The sequence below is a fragment of the Nocardia sp. NPDC046763 genome, from assembly GCF_040645495.1.
Taxonomy (GTDB): domain Bacteria; phylum Actinomycetota; class Actinomycetes; order Mycobacteriales; family Mycobacteriaceae; genus Nocardia.
This window is the reverse complement of sequence record NZ_JBEYYI010000006.1, coordinates 95,788-113,061: the sequence shown is the minus strand read 5'-3', so window position 1 is coordinate 113,061 and position 17,274 is coordinate 95,788. Positions and strand designations below refer to the sequence as shown.

The 17,274-nt window shown below is 68.0% G+C and carries 18 protein-coding genes and 2 pseudogenes; 13 read left to right on the top strand and 7 right to left on the bottom strand.

The annotated features are described in order from the left end of the window. Positions 1–254 precede the first annotated feature (254 nt). The 6 genes and pseudogenes from ABZ909_RS12110 (at position 255) to ABZ909_RS12085 (ending at position 5,326) form a co-directional block, all read left to right on the top strand. Positions 255–1,142: an LLM class flavin-dependent oxidoreductase gene (locus tag ABZ909_RS12110; protein ID WP_356998090.1), complete on the top strand. Its 888-nt coding sequence runs from the start codon at positions 255–257 to the stop codon at positions 1,140–1,142. Positions 1,143–1,361: 219 nt separating this feature from the next. Further along, a pseudogene (locus ABZ909_RS12105) lies at positions 1,362–1,532 on the top strand (dihydrofolate reductase family protein); the annotation flags it as partial. A gap of 198 nt (positions 1,533–1,730) precedes the next feature. After that, positions 1,731–2,381, top strand: coding sequence for an ABC transporter permease (locus ABZ909_RS12100; RefSeq protein ID WP_356998525.1), 651 nt, complete (start codon positions 1,731–1,733; stop codon positions 2,379–2,381). Continuing rightward, the gene (locus tag ABZ909_RS12095) at positions 2,374–3,609 is read left to right on the top strand and encodes an ATP-binding cassette domain-containing protein (protein WP_356998089.1); all 1,236 of its coding nucleotides are present in this window, start codon (positions 2,374–2,376) and stop codon (positions 3,607–3,609) included. Before ABZ909_RS12100 ends, ABZ909_RS12095 begins: the two co-directional genes overlap by 8 nt. Further along, on the top strand, positions 3,606–4,358 hold the full coding sequence (locus ABZ909_RS12090) for an ABC transporter permease subunit (RefSeq protein ID WP_356998087.1): 753 nt from the start codon (positions 3,606–3,608) through the stop codon (positions 4,356–4,358). The genes ABZ909_RS12095 and ABZ909_RS12090 overlap by 4 nt, the downstream gene beginning before the upstream one ends. Next, entirely contained in the window at positions 4,355–5,326 is a 972-nt protein-coding gene (locus ABZ909_RS12085; RefSeq protein WP_356998085.1) for a glycine betaine ABC transporter substrate-binding protein, read from the top strand. The genes ABZ909_RS12090 and ABZ909_RS12085 overlap by 4 nt, the downstream gene beginning before the upstream one ends. A 149-nt stretch (positions 5,327–5,475) precedes the next feature. On the opposite strand, the pseudogene ABZ909_RS12080 reads toward ABZ909_RS12085, so the two are convergent. Both ABZ909_RS12080 and ppgK read right to left on the bottom strand, forming a co-directional pair. Further along, positions 5,476–6,954 (bottom strand): annotated as a pseudogene (locus ABZ909_RS12080) (RNA polymerase sigma factor); the annotation flags it as partial. Between the two features lie 111 nt (positions 6,955–7,065). Next, positions 7,066–7,824: a polyphosphate--glucose phosphotransferase gene (gene ppgK / locus ABZ909_RS12075; protein WP_356998083.1), complete on the bottom strand. Its 759-nt coding sequence runs from the start codon at positions 7,822–7,824 to the stop codon at positions 7,066–7,068. Positions 7,825–7,958: 134 nt separating this feature from the next. Between ppgK and ABZ909_RS12070 the strand changes: the two genes are divergently transcribed. Continuing rightward, positions 7,959–8,891: an inositol monophosphatase family protein gene (locus ABZ909_RS12070; RefSeq protein ID WP_356998082.1), complete on the top strand. Its 933-nt coding sequence runs from the start codon at positions 7,959–7,961 to the stop codon at positions 8,889–8,891. Between the two features lie 177 nt (positions 8,892–9,068). On the opposite strand, the gene cei is transcribed toward ABZ909_RS12070, so the two are convergent. After that, a complete protein-coding gene (cei, locus tag ABZ909_RS12065) occupies positions 9,069–9,746 on the bottom strand; it encodes an envelope integrity protein Cei (protein ID WP_356998081.1) in 678 nt (225 codons plus the stop codon). Between the two features lie 435 nt (positions 9,747–10,181). Between cei and ABZ909_RS12060 the strand changes: the two genes are divergently transcribed. Further along, a complete protein-coding gene (locus ABZ909_RS12060; RefSeq protein ID WP_356998080.1) occupies positions 10,182–10,484 on the top strand; it encodes a DUF4193 domain-containing protein in 303 nt (100 codons plus the stop codon). A gap of 134 nt (positions 10,485–10,618) precedes the next feature. On the opposite strand, the gene ABZ909_RS12055 is transcribed toward ABZ909_RS12060, so the two are convergent. Then, positions 10,619–11,113, bottom strand: coding sequence for a DUF3093 domain-containing protein (locus ABZ909_RS12055; RefSeq protein ID WP_356998524.1), 495 nt, complete (start codon positions 11,111–11,113; stop codon positions 10,619–10,621). Positions 11,114–11,192: 79 nt separating this feature from the next. On the opposite strand from ABZ909_RS12055, the gene dut reads away from it, so the two are divergent. Continuing rightward, positions 11,193–11,693: a dUTP diphosphatase gene (gene dut / locus ABZ909_RS12050; protein ID WP_356998079.1), complete on the top strand. Its 501-nt coding sequence runs from the start codon at positions 11,193–11,195 to the stop codon at positions 11,691–11,693. After that, positions 11,690–12,547: a DUF3710 domain-containing protein gene (locus tag ABZ909_RS12045; protein WP_356998078.1), complete on the top strand. Its 858-nt coding sequence runs from the start codon at positions 11,690–11,692 to the stop codon at positions 12,545–12,547. Before dut ends, ABZ909_RS12045 begins: the two co-directional genes overlap by 4 nt. A gap of 176 nt (positions 12,548–12,723) precedes the next feature. Here ABZ909_RS12045 and ABZ909_RS12040 read toward each other — a convergent pair whose 3' ends face one another. Further along, the gene (locus ABZ909_RS12040; protein WP_356998076.1) at positions 12,724–13,440 is read right to left on the bottom strand and encodes an alpha/beta hydrolase; all 717 of its coding nucleotides are present in this window, start codon (positions 13,438–13,440) and stop codon (positions 12,724–12,726) included. Positions 13,441–13,604: 164 nt separating this feature from the next. On the opposite strand from ABZ909_RS12040, the gene ABZ909_RS12035 reads away from it, so the two are divergent. From ABZ909_RS12035 to ABZ909_RS12025, 3 genes are all read left to right on the top strand, one after another. After that, positions 13,605–13,997 (top strand): OB-fold nucleic acid binding domain-containing protein, encoded by a 393-nt coding sequence (locus tag ABZ909_RS12035; protein WP_356998074.1) that lies wholly within the window; start codon positions 13,605–13,607, stop codon positions 13,995–13,997. Positions 13,998–14,155: 158 nt separating this feature from the next. Further along, on the top strand, positions 14,156–14,833 hold the full coding sequence (locus ABZ909_RS12030; RefSeq protein WP_356998523.1) for a DUF3159 domain-containing protein: 678 nt from the start codon (positions 14,156–14,158) through the stop codon (positions 14,831–14,833). 296 nt (positions 14,834–15,129) lie between these two features. Beyond that, a complete protein-coding gene (locus ABZ909_RS12025; protein WP_356998072.1) occupies positions 15,130–15,711 on the top strand; it encodes a sigma-70 family RNA polymerase sigma factor in 582 nt (193 codons plus the stop codon). An 87-nt stretch (positions 15,712–15,798) separates the two neighbouring features. On the opposite strand, the gene ABZ909_RS12020 is transcribed toward ABZ909_RS12025, so the two are convergent. Beyond that, a complete protein-coding gene (locus tag ABZ909_RS12020) occupies positions 15,799–16,488 on the bottom strand; it encodes a TrkA family potassium uptake protein (protein WP_356998070.1) in 690 nt (229 codons plus the stop codon). Between the two features lie 19 nt (positions 16,489–16,507). Next, positions 16,508–17,173 (bottom strand): TrkA family potassium uptake protein, encoded by a 666-nt coding sequence (locus ABZ909_RS12015; RefSeq protein WP_356998521.1) that lies wholly within the window; start codon positions 17,171–17,173, stop codon positions 16,508–16,510. Between the last annotated feature and the right edge of the window lie 101 nt (positions 17,174–17,274).

Below are 17,274 nucleotides of genomic sequence, written 5' to 3'. Positions count from 1 at the left end.
GCCGCTGCTCGGGTCGGAATCGGCTTCGACCACCAGTTGACCCGCGAGCCCGTCGGGGAACCCGGAAGTCCACCATGAATGTGGCCATCCCTTGTTGTGCACGCTACGCGACAATTGCTCGGCGACAACCCTTTCCGAAGTCGGTACCTTCAAGCGAACACTGCGCTCCGCCCACGACGCGCTGAACCCGGAGGTCATCGCCAGCGGTCACGAACCGGCCGAAGGCGCGCGGACGCGGCTGGCATGATCACGGGGTGAAGCTACGATTCGGTATTCAGTTGGCACCGACGGTGACCGAGCTGCCACAGCTGCGCGCGATGGCCAGGTTGGCGGACCGGGAAGGTCTGGATCTGCTCGGCATTCAGGATCATCCGTACTCGGGCGGGCTGGCCGATACGTTCGCGGTGATCGCCACGGTGCTGGCGGAAACCGAACGGCTGCGGGTGTTTCCGGATGTGGCCAGCCTGCCGTTGCGCGGGCCCGCGATGCTCGGGAAGCAGGCCGCGACCTTGGATGTGCTCAGCGGCGGCCGATTCGAACTCGCCGTCGGAGCGGGCGCGTTCTGGCCCGCGATCGGTGCCATGGGCGGTCCGGTGCGGTCGAATCCCGAAGCGCTGCAGGCGCTCGAGGAGGCCACCGCGATCATCCGGGCCATGTGGCGGCCGGGAACGAAGGCGAAAGTCGAAGGCGCGCATTACAGCGTGAAGGGTGTGCAGTCCGGACCCGCGCCCGCGCATCCGGTCGGGATCTGGTTCGGCAGCGTCGGTCCGAAGGCCAACGCCCTCACCGGGCGTATCGCCGACGGGTGGGCCGCGCCCATCCCGCACTACCTACCGTACGAGAAATGGCAAGCGGCACAGGACATCATCTCTGACGCCGCGATCGACGCGGGACGCAAACCGGCCGACATCACCCGAATGGCACAACTGGTTGGAACGATCACCGACACTCCGGGGTCGGTCACACTGCGCGGCGAGGAACCGATCCGCACCGATGCCGCGGGCTGGGCCCGCATTCTGGCCGATCTCGCCATGGAGACCGGCTTCGACACCTTCGTGTACTGGCCGGAATCCGCCGACGACACTCAGCTTCGTCGCTGGATCGGTGACGTCGTTCCTGCCACCCGAGCCTTGTGCGCCTGACCATCCCATGCACCCAACCCGAACTGGCAGCACTGTGCTCGGGTCTTGATACGAGTGATCGCTAGTCCAGGTAGTCACGCACCAGGGAGGGGGTGTGCTCTGTGCTGGTCCAAGGAGATTGAGGTGATCGGTGAGCGTCAGGAGCTCCGATATCTTTGTCTGAGCTCTCGCCCCACAGACTGGAGTGTCGATCCGATAGCCCGAGCGTTGGACACACGCGCCCCGCTGATGCCACACGGACTCATCGACGAGTACCAGCTGTTCGTCTCGTCCGTGGTACTCGGCGGCGGCACACCGCTCTTCCCATCACTGGACAAGCGCATCCAGCTTCGATTGGCCGAGACGAGGCACTTCGACACCGTGGTGATGCTGCGCTACCGCGCCGACTGAAGTTCGTTCAACCGCAACGGCCTTCGTCCTGCCGGAGGATGATCCGAGCAGACGAGCAAGAGGCGGCAATGATCGCAGCGGCGTCGTTGTCTCTCCCACAGGCGTGTGCTACTGATCGTCTCGTCGACAGTCGAAAAGGCTCGAGGCGGGGTTCGCGTCAATACACTGTGCGGTGAACTTCTAGGCAGGAGGGGGCTTCTGGGCACGCTCTGGAATTTCGTCGTCGATCATCACAGGCAGCTGCTCACCGACTCGTACCTGCATGTATCCGCGGTGGCGCAGTCGATGCTGATCGCGACCGCGTTGGCGGTGCTGATCGGGATCGCGGTGCACCGCAGCCCGTGGGGGTCGGCGCTGGCGACCGCGCTGGCCAGCATCATTCTCACCGTGCCGTCGTTCGCGTTGCTGGGCTTGCTGATTCCGGTACTGGGGCTGGGCGTGCGGCCGACTGTGGTCGCGCTGGTGCTGTACGCGCTGCTGCCGATCCTGCGCAATACGATCATCGGGCTGGGCGGGGTGGATCCGGCGGTGTCGGACGCGGCGCGCGGGGTCGGGATGAACCGGCTGCGGGTACTGGTCGGCATCGAACTGCCGCTGGCGTGGCCGTCGATCCTCATCGGGATGCGGGTCAGCACCCAGATGATCATGGGGATTCTGGCCATGGCCGCCTACGCGAAGGGGCCCGGACTGGGGAACCTGATCTTCTCCGGGCTGGCCCGGCTGGGCAGCCCGACCGCGGTGCCGCAGGCCTTCACCGGCACGGTGCTGATCATCGTGCTGGCGTTGCTGCTCGACGCCCTGCTGGCCGGCGTCGGCCGATTCACTACTCCGAGGGGGATTCGTGTCTGAAACCGTCACTGCGGCGAACGATTCCGCGCACGCGCCACGTGGCGCGCGGATCGTGCTCGACACGGTCAGCAAACACTATCTGGGGCAACGGGATCCGGCGGTCGACGAATTCTCCATCACCATTCCGGCCGGGGAGATCGTGGTGTTCGTCGGCCCGTCGGGGTGCGGCAAGACCACCATCATGCGCATGATCAACCGGCTCATCGAGCCGAGTTCGGGCACCATCACCATCGACGGGCATGATATCGGTCGTCAGGATCCGGACCAGCTGCGCAGACAGATCGGGTACTCGATCCAGCAGGCCGGGCTGTTCCCTCATCAGACGGTGGCGCGCAACGTGGCCACGGTGCCCGCGCTACTCGGCTGGAATCGCGCGAAGATCAATGCCCGCGTCGACGAGATGCTCGACCTGGTCGGCCTGGATCCGGGCACCTTCCGCCGCCGCTACCCGCGCCAGCTGTCGGGCGGTCAGCAGCAGCGCGTCGGCGTCGCACGCGCACTCGCCGCGGACCCGCCCGTCCTGCTGATGGACGAGCCGTTCGGCGCGGTCGACCCGATCACCCGCGGGCTCCTCCAGGACGAACTGCTGCGCCTGCAGGCCGAACTGCACAAGACGATCGTCTTCGTTACCCACGATTTCAACGAAGCCGTCAAACTCGGCGATCGAATCGCTGTGCTGGGCAACGGCTCCCGACTGTTGCAATACGACACCCCGGCCGCCATCCTGGCCGCACCCGCCGACGACACTGTCGCCGGATTCGTCGGAGCGGACGCCGGGCTCAAACAGCTCACGCTCACCCGCGTCGAGGACGTCGAACTCGGGCAGTGCCCGACGGCTGCCGAAACCGATGAGATGCAACCCCTGCTCAACGCCCTCGCCGAGCGGGAATGGCACTGGGGCCTCGTGCTGGACGCGGAACAGCGTCCCCTGCGCTGGGTTTCGGCCGAGGAGCTGGCCCACGCCCCCGCACTGCGCGAGGCCGGACACCCGGTCACCGGCACGGTCGCCCTGCGCTCGTCCCTGCAGGAGGCGCTGGAAATGCTGCTCACCGAGAGCACCGCCCACGCCGTGGTCACTGGCGATCACGGTGAATACGTGGGCTTGATCGCGATCGACACCCTCGTCACCCACCTCTCCACCACCCGCGCCGAGAGCGGCCGAGCCACCACGAAACCCGCCGATGCGGTCAAGGATTCCAGCGCGGCGGAATCGGGCGAGCGGGCATGAGGGGGCGGAATACCGACCGGCGGTCGGAGCTGATTCGACTGGTGGCGCAGCCGGTGTTGGCGGTGGGGCTGGGGGTGGCGGTGCTGGTGTGGGCATTCGATCGGGACCTGACAGCCACACAGAAGGCGAGTATGAATGCGGCGAATATAGGGACCGTCACTCGACAGCATGTCGTGATCACGGCGACGGTGGTGGCCATCGTTGTCGCTATCGCGGTTCCATTGGGGACCTTGCTCACCCGGCCCGGATTTCGCAGGCTGGCACCGCTTTTCGTGGGGATGGCCAATACCGGTGCGGCTGCACCGGCTATCGGGCTCATCGTGCTTTATTACCTGGTGACCCAGCGTACGGGGTTCTGGGTCGGGGTGGTGCCGATCGCGTTCTACGGGTTGTTGCCGGTGTTGCGGAACACCATTCTCGGGTATCAGCAGGTTGATCCGACGTTGGTGGATGCTGGGCGGGGACAGGGGATGTCCGCGGCTATGGTGTTGCGGCGCATCGAGTTTCCGCTTGCCGTGCCGTACATCCTCGCGGGTCTGCGGACCTCGCTGGTGCTGGCGGTGGGGACGGCGACGCTGTCGTTCCTGGTCAGCGCGGGTGGGCTGGGAATTCTCATCGATACCGGATACAAGTTGCGGGACAACGTGACGCTGTGGGTAGGGGCGATGCTGGCGGTGGCGCTCGCGCTGCTGGTGGATTGGCTGGGAGCGCTCGCCGAACAGTTCCTCGGCCCACGGGGTCTGCGATGAGGAGACGATGGACGGCGGTGTTGGCCGTGCTCGGGCTGATGCTGGTGGCGGGATGCGGGCTCGAGTCCGGCGGGGCGGTGCCATTGCAGGTCGGAGCCGGCAGCATCCGGCCGGATCCGAGGTTGCAGGGGGTGGCGATCACGGTGGGGTCCAAGGATTTCACCGAGCAGAACATTCTCGGCTATATGATCGAATTCGCGCTCACCGCGGCAGGCGCTCGAGTGCGCGATCTCACCAATATCACCGGGTCCAACAGTTTGCGCGATGCCCAGCTGCACGGACAGGTCGACATTGCCTACGACTACACCGGCACCGGCTGGATCAACTATCTGGGCAACGAGACGCCGATTCCGGACTCACAGCAGCAGTTCGAGGCCGTACGTGACGCCGACCTGGCCGCGCACGGCATGCTGTGGGCGGACGTCGCCCCGATGAACAACACCTACGCGCTGGTCACCAATGTGGCAAGCGCACAGCGGACCGGGACGAAGACGCTCTCCGACTACGCGCGGGCCGTGAACACCGAACCCGGCACCGGACCCACCTGCCTGGGCACCGAATTCAGTGTCCGCCAGGACGGATTCCCGGGCATGGCCCGCAAGTACGGCGTCGACATCGGCAAGGTGCACAAGCAGATCATGCAGGACGCGCTGGTCTACACCTCCACCGCGAACGGCGGCTGCCAGTTCGGGTCGGTCGCCACCACCGACGGCCGTATCAAAGCCCTCGACCTGCGCATTCTGGACGACGATGTCGGGTTCTTCCCGAAATACAATGCGGCACTGGTGATGCGGAAATCCTTCGCCGACGCGCACCCTCAGGTGGCCACGGTGATGGAGCCGATCTCGCGGTTGCTGACCAACGAGACGATCACCGAACTCAACCGCAAGGTCGACCTCGAAGGCGCCGAACCCGCTACCGTCGCGCGCGACTGGCTGGTTTCCCAGGGGTTCGTCACGGCCCGATAAGCCCGCTGACCCACCCATCGTCTCCGCATCGCGAAGAGTTCGACGGATACGGTTCTGCCCGTACACGCACCCCTCGGACGTTGTGCCCGGGTCTTGATACGAGATTGGGCCGCCGAGCCGTAGCTCAGCGGCCCAATCTCGGGTGATCGCTAGTCCAGATAGTCGCGCAAGACCTGGGAGCGGCTCGGGTGGCGGAGCTTGCTCATGGTCTTGGACTCGATCTGGCGGATGCGTTCGCGGGTGACGCCGTAGACCTGGCCGATTTCGTCCAGGGTTCGGGGCTGGCCGTCGGTGAGGCCGAAGCGGAGACGGACGACGCCCGCTTCGCGCTCCGACAAGGTCTCGAGGACCGACTGCAACTGGTCTTGTAGCAGCGTGAAGGACACCGCGTCGACCGCGACGACAGCTTCGGAGTCTTCGATGAAGTCGCCGAGTTGGGAGTCGCCCTCGTCACCGATGGTCTGGTCCAGGGAGATGGGCTCGCGCGCGTACTGCTGGATTTCCAGCACCTTCTCGGGCGTGATGTCCATTTCCTTGGCGAGCTCTTCGGGGGTGGGCTCGCGGCCCAGGTCCTGGAGGAGTTCGCGCTGGATGCGGCCGAGCTTGTTGATGACCTCGACCATGTGCACGGGGATGCGGATGGTGCGGGCCTGGTCGGCCATGGCGCGGGTGATGGCCTGACGGATCCACCACGTCGCGTAGGTCGAGAACTTGTAACCCTTGGTGTAGTCGAACTTCTCGACCGCGCGGATCAGGCCGAGGTTGCCTTCCTGGATCAGGTCCAGGAACGCCATGCCGCGGCCCGTGTAGCGCTTGGCGAGCGAAACGACCAGTCGCAGGTTGGCTTCCAGCAGGTGGTTCTTGGCGCGGTTGCCGTCGCGCATGATCCACTGGAAGTCGCGGCGCGACTGCACGGGCAGCTTCTCGCCCTTCTCGGCGAACTCGCGCAGCTTCTCGGTGGCGTAGAGGCCGGCCTCGATGCGCTTGGCGAGCTCGACCTCCTCCTCGGCGTTGAGCAGCGCGACCTTGCCGATCTGCTTGAGGTAGGCGCGGACCGAGTCGGCGGAGGCGGTGAGCTCGGCATCCTTGCGGGCCTGGCGCAGCGCCTCGGATTCCTCTTCGTCCCAGACGAAGTCGCCGGACGCCTTGTCCTTCTCCGACGGCTCGTCGGCCTCTTCGGCCTCCTCGCCCTCGGCGGCGGGAGCGGCCGGGCTGGCTTCCTCGTCCTCTTCGACCTCGTCGACCAGCTCCTCGTCCTCGCCGAGGTCGTCCTCGTCGATTTCGATGTCACCCAGGTCGTCGTCGAGCTCCAGCGAGTCGTCGTCGAGGACCTCGTCGCCCTCAGCGCCTTCGGCGCCGGGCTCCGCGGCCTTCTTCGGCGAAGCCTTCTTCGCCGCCGTCTTCTTGGCGGTGGCCTTGGTGGCCTTCTTCGCCGCGGTCTTCTTGGCCGCAGTCTTCTTCGCCGCGGCCTTCTTGGCCGGGGCCTTCTTCGCGGCAGCCTTCTTGACCGGCCGTTCTGCGGTGGTGTCCGCGGAGTCGGCGGCCTCGGCCGATTCGGCGGTCTCTCGGGTATTCGTGGCTACCACGTACGCCCTTTCGTGACGGTCTCGTGCGGCGTCACGCCAGAGTGGTGATCCGGCGGAGCGGTTCTGTCGGGGGGTAAACCGGCTCTCGTGCCGGTGTCGGTTTCCGGCCTACCGCCGGGCATGTGTTCCATTGTAACGATCGAACCAGCTTACTTACGGTGCGATCCCGGCTGACACCGCCATGGCTGCTCCGACGATGCCGGCGGTGTTGCGCAGCGCGGCGGGCACCACCGGGGTTCTGTTGGTGAGCAACGGAATCCACTCCTGGTAGTCGCGGCTGATGCCGCCACCCGCCACGAACACGCTCGGCCAGAACAGGTTTTCCACGGTAACCAGCACCTTGCTGACCTCCCGCGCCCACTCCGGGTAGGACATGCCGACCCGATCCTTGACCGAGGCGGCGGCCCGGTGCTCGGCCTCGCGGCCGTCGACCTCCATGTGCCCGAGCTCGCTGTTGGGCAGGAGCACGCCGTTGTACATCATGGCCGATCCGATACCGGTGCCGAAGGTGAGCAGCATTACCAAACCGTCGAGATCCTTTGCCGCGCCGTACCGGTCCTCGGCCATGCCCGCCGCGTCGGCGTCGTTGAGGACGGTCACCTCGCGGCCGCCCAGCGCCAGCGAGAACAGGTGCCGCGCGTCGATGCCGATCCAGGTCGGGTCGATATTGGCGGCCGTGCGGATCTGCCCGTGCAGCACCACGCTCGGCATGGTGATGCCGACCGGGCCCTCCCAGCCGGACTGGGCGACGAGCTTGGCGACCGACTCGGCGACCGCGTTCGGAGTGGCCGGGTGCGGCGTCGCGATCTTGATGCGCTCATAGACCAGCTCGCCGGTCGCGAGATCGACCTCGGCGCCCTTCACACCGCTGCCGCCGATATCGATGCCGAACGCGCGTCCGGGATCGGACATGGACCACTCCTCGTTCTCCAGGGATGCCGGCGAGTCGAAGCCACCGGCCGATGACCGCTCGATCGACCTCCGCCTTGTGTCGTGCACGACAAGCCTAATGCGCCGGATGCCGGATCTGTGCTGCGATGGTGCTCGTGCCGGAATCGAATTTCACTTCCACCGTCCCCGCCCCAGCCACGAACACCGACACGTCCGATATTGCCGAACTGCGCCGCGTCGCGGTATTTCTGGCCGAGACCGCCGCCGCGCACGTCCGCGAGCGCCGGCCGCAGGTCTTCGGGCCGGGCGCGCACGAGCAGGACGCTGTGCAGTCCAAGAGCACTCCCACCGACCCCGTCACGATCGTCGATACCGAGACCGAGCAGCTGGTCCGCAAACTGGTCGCCGAACTGCGCCCCGGCGACCGCGTGGTCGGCGAGGAGGACGGCGGCAACCTGGCCGAGGACTCGGATCTGGTGCACTGGGTCGTCGATCCCATCGACGGCACCGTCAACTTCGTCTACGGCATCCCGTCCTACTCGGTGTCGGTGGCCGCGGTCCGCGGCGGCCGCCCGGTCGCGGGCGCGGTCGCCGATGTCGCGCACGTGGTCACCTACAGCGCCGGGCTCGGGCTGGGTGCGCACCGCGCCGACTCCAGCGTGGACGGCACCGCTCCGGGCGGTGCGCCGATTGCCTTGCGTGCCAACGACGTCGACGTGGTGTCCATGGCGCTGGTGACCACCGGCTTCGCCTACGCCACCGAGCGGCGTACCCGGCAGGGTGAGCTGGTGGCGCAGGTGCTGCCGCACATTCGCGACATCCGCCGCTTCGGCTCGGCGGCGCTGGACCTGTGCGCCGTCGCCGAGGGCCGTACCGACGCCTACTACGAGCACGGCCTGAACCTGTGGGACTGGGCGGCGGGCGCGCTCATCGCCACCGAGGCGGGTGCACGTCTGATCCTCCCGCCCGGACCCGACTCGCCGGGCGCCGCAGGCGATTTGGTGTCCGCCGCCGCGCCCGGCATCGCTGACGAACTGTTCGGTCTGTTCGGGCGTCTGGACGTCACCACCCCTATTCCGGTGTCGTGACAGAGGGCTGGACGACCACGAGGCCCGGCTGACAGTCGGTCCGGACCGGGCAAAACGAATCGCCGCGATCGAAGGATCGCGGCGATTCCTGTTATCCGGATTCATATATACGGTTGCGCCGGTTGGAGTTTCGCGCCGGGTCTGTCGGTCAGAGCACACACCCCGCGAAAGAGATTCTCAGCACTTCGCGTGCCGCGCGGCCTCCAGCAGCTTCGGGTCGATGGCCGGCGCGGTGCCGGGCGTCGGGTTCTTCAGGGACTTCAGCACCTCCTCGGCGTCGGTACCGGGCCGGATATCGCGGAACAGCGAGCCCAGCACCATGTCCACGGTGTCGTCCTGGCGCTGATCCTCGATGAGCTCGGCACACGGAACCACCAGCTGTACCGACGCCGCGGCGGACCGGCCCCTCGCACCGAAGCGGATCTGCCCGGTGCATTCGAGGTCGCCGTTCACGTATACCGGATCGTTACCGATCTGCACGTCCGGCGCACTGGCGAAACCGAGGTCGCCCAGCTCGGAGGCCACGTGCGCGGCCTGACCGCGCTGGCCGTTGGCATTGAACACGCGCACCTTCGACTGGCTGAGGGCCGCCGGCTCCACATCCCGCAATTTCGACGCCGACACCCGCTCGCCGAGGGGGGCGGGCGGAGCCGTGGACGTGCTCGAGGCGGGGCTGGGGGAGTTGCAGGCCATCGCACCCTGGTCACTCTCGCTCGTGTTCAGCGCCTTGTACCACACGCCGACGCAGATGAGAGCGATGACGCCCACCATGGCCGCCCAGGGCTCCCAGCGCCGCCGGATGAAGGACCGTCCGTTCGGATCGGTCGAGTTACCTTGGGTGATCAGTGAAACCACGCCCACACTCTACGAAAACGTCGGGATTGCCGTGTGAACGGCTACGGCAAGTCGGCCGTTGGGTGTGGCGGGGAGGTCTCGGACGATGCCGGGAAGATCTCGAAGAGTTCCCTTGTCGGTGACGATTACCCCTCAGTTTCAACTCGCAGGGGTTTTGATTGCGACTTTTGTCCCGGGGTCCGCTATTGTCTGGCGGCCCAGATCGTACAAGCCAGGTGAAACTGGGGTTCGATTTCGGGAACAACAAGGGCATGTCCTGCGTTGACCGAGCGCGATCCGGTGCGGATGAGGAGTATCCGGCTCGGATCTGTGACCGGTGTACGCGTGACGTACACCACGGGCGGGGCGGCATCCCACCCGATCCGGCTCCTGCCAGGAGCCGGTCAGGAGGGTGCCGGTCCGGGATATACGGAGTAAGGACGAGGGGAAGACGACATGGCAACCGACTATGACGCACCGCGGCGCAATGAATCCGACGATGTGTCGGAGGACTCGCTGGAGGAGCTGAAGGCTCGCCGCAACGAAGCCGCGTCCGCCGTCGTGGATATCGACGAATCCGATACCGCGGAATCGTTCGAGCTTCCCGGCGCGGACCTTTCCGAGGAAGTGCTCTCGGTCCGGGTCATCCCGAAGCAGGCGGACGAATTCACGTGTTCGAGCTGCTTCCTGGTGCACCACCGCAGCCGACTGGCCAGCGAGTCCGGCGGTCAGCTGATCTGCATGGACTGCGCCGCGTAAGGCACGGTCCCGGAGCGTAATCCGTCAGCCCGCGCTCGGTCCGCCGAGCGCGGACCGGACGGGGCTGCGCGGAAAACCCAGTGCGAGGCAGGGCGGAAAGATCTCTTCGCAGCAGGGCGCGAGACCTCGATGAATCAGGATTGCTCGGCCGCGTTCTTCAGGCCGAGGGCCGTGATGATGCGTTCCGGATGACGCGTACTGACCAGCCAGTACGGCGTCGGATCATCCGGATCATCGAGCACGAGCAACACCAGGGGCCCGATCCAGGCCCGATGCTGGACGAACGCGGCGGGGTCGAGCTGTCGGCCCAGCGCCGCGCTTTTCGCACTGGTCGGCACCGGCGCGGCGCGCTTGACGAAGGTCGCGGGCAAATGGGCGCGATCGGTGCGTAGTTCCGGGACACCGGCGTCGTCGGGAGCCACTTCCACGCGATGGCGGGAGAACCACAGCAGCACCCACACGGGGACGGGGAACAGCAGCACGTACGGCAGCCAGGCCCGCACTCCCGGTGCGCCCATGTGGATTTCGGCTGCCAGCAGCCCCGTCACGACGAGCGCGACGGGCCACCACCACAGCGGCACCCAGAGGCGCTCGGTGTAGAGGGGCTCGGTCTGCTGCTTGGGATCCATGGTCACCTGAGGGGGCTGGTCGGACACGACATCAGACTAGGTCAATGACCGAGAGGGTGAACGCGTAGGCTCGGCCTACGTGACCGGTATTCCACCTATTCCCCTGCTGCGGCTCGATCCCGGCATCCCCGTACCGACGCGTGCCCACGAGGGCGACGCCGGCGTGGACCTGTGCACCACCGAGGACGTCATCATCGAACCGGGGGAGCGGGTGCTCGTCGGCACCGGCGTCGCGGTGGCGCTCCCGATCGGCACGGTCGGGCTGATCCACCCGCGGTCGGGCCTGGCGGCGAAGGCGGGACTGTCAGTTGTCAATACCCCCGGCACGGTCGACGCGGGCTACCGCGGTGAGATCAAGGTGTGCCTGATCAATCACGATCCGCGCACGGCCATCGAGCTCCGCCGCGGTGACCGCATCGCGCAGTTGCTGGTGCAGAAGGTCGAATTGGTGGACTTCGTGGAGGTCGAGGCGCTCGACGACACCGCACGCGGCGCAGGAGGATACGGATCCAGCGGTGGGCACGCCAGCCTGTCCGCGCAGTCCGGTGGGGCGGGTCAGGCGACCGGCAAGGAGGCATGACGATGGTGTTCGGACGCAAGAAGAACAAGGGCGGCGACAGAGACGACGCGTCGCAGTACGACGACGAGTACGACGAGTACGAGGACGCGGACGAGTACGACGAGACCGGCTACGCGGCAGACGAATTCGAGGAGTTCGACGAACCCGCGGCCCGCGGCCCGGAGACCGGTCCCTACGACTACGAGGACGTCGCCGACCGGCTCGAGTCGATCGCCGAGCAGCGCCTGGATCTGGGCTCGGTCATCGTGCCGGTGCCGCCGGGCGGGCAGCTGCAGGTCGAGATGACCCCCGAAGGCGCGCCCCAGGCGGTGCACCTGGCCACCCAGCACGGCCGGATCACGGTGGCGGCCTATGCCGCTCCCAAGACCTCGGGCCAATGGCGTTCGGTGGCAGCCGATCTGGCCGAGACGCTGCGCAAGGACGGCGCGCAGGTGTCGGTGGTGCAGGGTCCGTGGGGCCGTGAGCTGCACGCCGTGACCCAGGGCGCGGATCTGCGCTTCATCGGCGTGGACGGCTACCGCTGGATGGTGCGCCTGGTCGCGGCCGGTCCGACCGGTGCGGCCGACGAGAACACCCCGCTGGTGGCCGCGGCTCGCGCGGTCATGAGCGAGACCGTGGTGCGCCGCGGGGACGAGCCGCTGCCGGTGCGTGAACCGCTGCCGGTGGTCCTGCCCCAGGAGCTGGCCGACCAGCTCGCCGCCGCCCACCAGCAGCAGCTGGCCGCCCAGCAGCAGGCCATGCAGGCCCAGATGGCCGCCATGCAGGGCGGCCCGGCCTTCCAGCCCGAGCAGGCGCCCTCCGAACCGCGTCGCGGCGCGGAGGGCTCGGCCATGCAGCAGCTCGGCCTGAACTGACCGGACGGTCCGGACCGGTCTGCCCGGATTCGGCTGCACGACAATCGAAACGGGGATCCGCCACTGTGGCGGAGCCCCGTTTCGCTGTCAGCGCCATGAAGGTACGCAGCGCGGCCGCCGGGCTGTCGTGGGCACGACCCACCGCAGTCACGGACGGGCGTTGTGACGGATTCCGGTCAGGGGGTGGGGATGCGGCGGGGGAGCAGGGCGTTGATCCCCCGGGCGCCGAGGACCGACGGGTCCGCGCCCAGTTCGTCGAGGGTGATCGAGTGCAGGGTGGCGTGCGGGAGCAGCGTGGTCCAGCGTTCGGCGACGACGAAGGGGTGGACGGGATCGTCGATCGCGCCGATGATCTCGACGGGGGCGGTGACGGCGGCCAGGACCTCGGGTTCGGGCCAGCGGTAGGCGGCGGCCTCGTCCAGGGCGGCGGGCAGCTCAGGCCACTGGGAGGTCCAGGAGCGGGTGAGGGCCTCGGCCAGCCAGGCGGGGCTGGACTCGCGCATGCGGGTCAGGACGGCGTCGAGGCCGTCCGCGCGCAGCTGGGCGGCGGTGGCGGCGGCGCTCAGGGCGGCGGGGCAGCCGGTGGTGTCGGCGCCGGTCCAGGCGGGAAGAGCGGCGACCACGCCGTACACCGACTCCGGGTGGTGCGCGGCCCAGTCGACGGCGACGGCCGCACCCAGCGAGATGCCCGCGATCAGCACGGGGCCCGAGCGCGCGGCGGCGTCCAGGGCGCTGCGGTAGCTGTCGATCACCCCGCGCGGGTCCGGGTCGACCGCCAGGAACGGCAGATCCAGTGCGGCGCAGGCGGATCCGAAGGCGCGGCGGACGAAATGGGCGTCGGAGCCGGTTCCGGGCAGGGCGACGGCGACCGCCGGACGTGGTAGATCGGGCATCGATCGAGAGTACTGGTGACGGGCGTGCGTGGCGGGTACAGGCCGTCCCATCTACAGTGGCGGAGGTACGGCCACTGGCGGCCGGGTGGCAGACCGCCGGGCGCCGTGGAAGGAACGAACGACGTGAGACCCACGCCGTAGAGCTCTACAGGAGAGCGTGCGAGATGCCATCCGCGGGTGGGAAGGACACCCCGTCGGGCTATTTCCGGCGGCTCGGCCGGCGCCTGACAGAGGACCTGGATCGTTTGGATGCCGAGGAGCTCGCCGACACGTCGGAGGCGTCGGGGGCGTGCCGGGCATCGGAGTGCCGGCGCGGTGAAGAAGTCACCATGCTTGGCCGGCTCCGCAGTGTCGCGGCCTGTCCCAAGTCGGCGGGCGCCGAGGTGGAGGCCGAGTTCTTCGACGGCACCGACAGTGTGGCGCTGGTGTTCATCGGGCGGCGTCGCATTCCGGGAATCGAACCGGGCCGTCGTATCCTGGTCCGAGGCCGGGTCGGCGAACGCGACGGCGGCAAGGTCATCTACAACCCCTACTACGAACTCCGCGGGAACTCCTGACACTCATGCCGAACCCCACCAGCAGCGGCGACCAGGGCCGTGATCGCACCGAGTCCTTCGGCGCGCCTGCCCCGTTCGATCCGCCCACGGTCCAGCTCAATGCCGTCTCGGGCGACGAACCGCCACTGCGCATGGACCACGCGCTGCTGGACGAGGACATGCAGGCGCTGGTCGACGCCGAGCTCGCGGCCCGGGACGACGAGGGTGAGCAGGAACCCGAGCAGACGCTGCTCGAGCAGATGGGTGGCCTCAGCGGCCTGATCTACTCCTCGCTGCCGGTGCTGGTGTTCGTGCCGGTGAATTCGCTGCGTGGGCTGACCGCCGCCATCTGGGCGTCGCTGGGCGTGGCCGCGGCGATCCTGGTGTGGCGCCTGGTGCGCCGCGGTCCGATCCAGCCGGCCATCTCCGGATTCCTCGGGGTGGGCGTGTGCGCGTTCATCGCCTACCGGATGGGTGAGGCCAAGGGCTTCTTCCTGTTCGGCATCTACGCCAGCCTGGTCTACGGCGGCGTGTTCCTGATGTCGCTGGTGGTGCGCTGGCCGTTGGCGGGCGTGATCTGGGGTGCGTTGAACGGGCACGGCACCGAGTGGCGTTCCGACAAGCGCGTCATGCGGCTCTACGACATCGCGACCGCGGTGTGGGCGGTGGTGTTCGTGGCCCGCTACCTGGTGCAGAACCACCTCTACGACGCCAACAGCACCGGTCTGCTGGCCGTGGCGCGCATCGCCATGGGCTGGCCGCTGACCGCGGTGGCGGCGCTGGTGACCTTCTGGGCGGTGCGCAAGGCGGGCCATCTGCCCTCCTCGGCCGCCAAAGCCCCCGAATCCGCGGGCTAGACAACCGCCCGATCGGGCCCTTATCGCGCTAGCTGTCAGGGGCGCAACACCTTCGGGGCCATTGGGGGACGAAAGGGGGTGACCAACCCACCCCTGGGGTACCTATTTCGGCGGGCCTCCGGCGAGCACGATCTTTCTCAGAAGCTCTCAGCAGCTCATTCGGAGAAAGGATCGCGGAGTTGGTTACCGACGGCAAGGCAGTGGCGGCGCAGGACCGGGGCGAGGGTCTCGGGACCGCGGTGCAGACGGCAGCCTCGCGCCGGCACCCGGCGGGGCGGGGAGGCAAAGCAGGAAGTGTGGCGACGTCGGAGTCCCGGCGCGCCGCAGCGGAATTGGAGCAGCTGATCGGCCCGGCCGCCGCCGGTGACCGGGCCGCGGTCTCGGAGATTCTCAAGATCGTGTATCCGCTGGTGCGCCGCTACTGCGCGGCGCGCATGGGCGGCGCGGGTCACCTGCACGTGACCGCGGACGATGTGGCGCAGGAGATCTGCCTGGCGACGGTGCAGGCCATCCCGCGCTACCGGGATCAGGGCAAGTCGTTCCTGGCGTTCGTCTACGGCATCTCGGCGAACAAGGTGGCCGACGCGTTCCGGCGGGCGCAGCTGCACCCGGCCTACCCGGTCGCGGAGTTCCCGGACGCGCCGATGAACGAGGCGGGACCCGAGGAGCGGGCGCTGGCGATGGAAACCCGCCGGGCGACACGCGATCTCATGCAGGTGCTGTCCTCGACCCACCGTGAGGTGCTGGTCATGCGGATCGTGCTGGGGTGGACGGCGGCGGAGACCGCCGAGGCCATCGGCACCAGCCCTGGCGTGGTGCGGGTCATGCAGCATCGCGCGCTGAACCGGCTGCGGGCCGAACTGCGGGTGGCGTCCTGACGGTTCGGTGTGGACAACGGCGAGTGGGCCGGGCGCAGGGGGTGCGCCCGGCCCATTGTTGTGTCCGGATCGGTGGTCGTCGCGCAGTCAGGCCGGAGCGTCGGCTGTGCTGTTGAACCCGTTGACGCCGAGCGCTTTGCGCAGCTCGTCCTCGGCTTCGACCGAGGCAACGAACAGCAGCTCGTCCTCGCCTTCCAGGGGGTCGTCGGCCTGCGGGACGATGACGCGGCCGCCGCGGAGGATGGTGACCAGGGCGGCGTCGCGGGGCAGGGTGAGGGTGCGAACGGCCTTGCCCGCCAAGGGGGTGTCGGTGGGCAACGTGATCTCGACCAGGTTGGCCTGCCCCTGTCGCAGGGTCATCAGCCGGACCAGGTCGCCCACCGAGACGGCCTCCTCGACCAGGGAGGCGAGCAGGCGCGGGGTGGAGACCGCGACGTCAACCCCCCATGACGAGTCGAACAGCCACTCGTTGCGGGGGTCGTTGACCCGGGCCACCACACGCCCCACGCCGAATTCGGTCTTGGCCAGCAGACTGAACACCAGGTTCACCTTGTCGTCGCCGGTGGCGGCGATGACCACGTCGTAGGTTTCCAGCCCGGCCTCTTCGAGGGTTTCGAGTTCGCAGGCGTCGGCGTGGGTCCAGACCGCGGAGGGCGCGCTGGTGGGGTCGATGTGGTCGAGGCGGCGTTCCAGCAGCATGACCTGATGGCCGCCACGCAGGAGTTCCTGGGCGATGGAGCGGCCGACGGCTCCGGCGCCGGCGATGGCTACCTTCATGCTCGGGCTTCTTTCACGATCAGTCCTCGATAGCGGGGGGATTGGCGGCCAGTGCGACGGCCTCGCCGACGGTGCCGGAGGTGGCGGCGACATAGACCAGGTCGTCGGCCTGCAGCATGGACTTGCCGTTGGGCAGTACGCCCTGTCCGAAGCGGATGATGAAGGCCACCCGCGCGCCGATCGCGTCCTCGAGCGAATGCACCGAACGCCCGTACCAGTTCTCGTGCAGGACGAGTTCGGTGACCGCGACGGTGCCGGTGGGGTCACGCCAGGTGGTGGTCGACTGGTCGGCGACCAGGGCGCGCAGGAAGCGGTCGGTGGTCCAGGGCACGGTGGCGATGGTGGGGATGCCGAGTCGCTCGTACACCGCGGCGCGCTTGGCGTCATAGATGCGGGCCACCACGCGTTCCACGCCGAAGGTCTCGCGGGCCACGCGCGCGGAGATGATGTTGGAGTTGTCGCCGGAGGACACCGCGGCGAAGGCGCCCGCGCGCTCGATTCCGGCGCGGGTCAAGACATCTCGATCGAAGCCGACGCCGGTGATGCACGAACCGGGAAATTCGCGGCCGAGCCGCAGGAAGGCGCTCGAGTTCTGATCGATCACCGCGACCTCGTGGCCGATGCGGACGAGGGCGCGGGCGAGCGAGGAGCCGACCCGCCCACACCCCATGATCACGACGTACAACGTACGAACCTCATTCCCGAAAACCATGGTGTGCGGTCTGGTTGCTTGCTCGGGTCGCAACCGTACCGTTCAAGCTTCACTGCGGGCACTTTCCCCCTCCG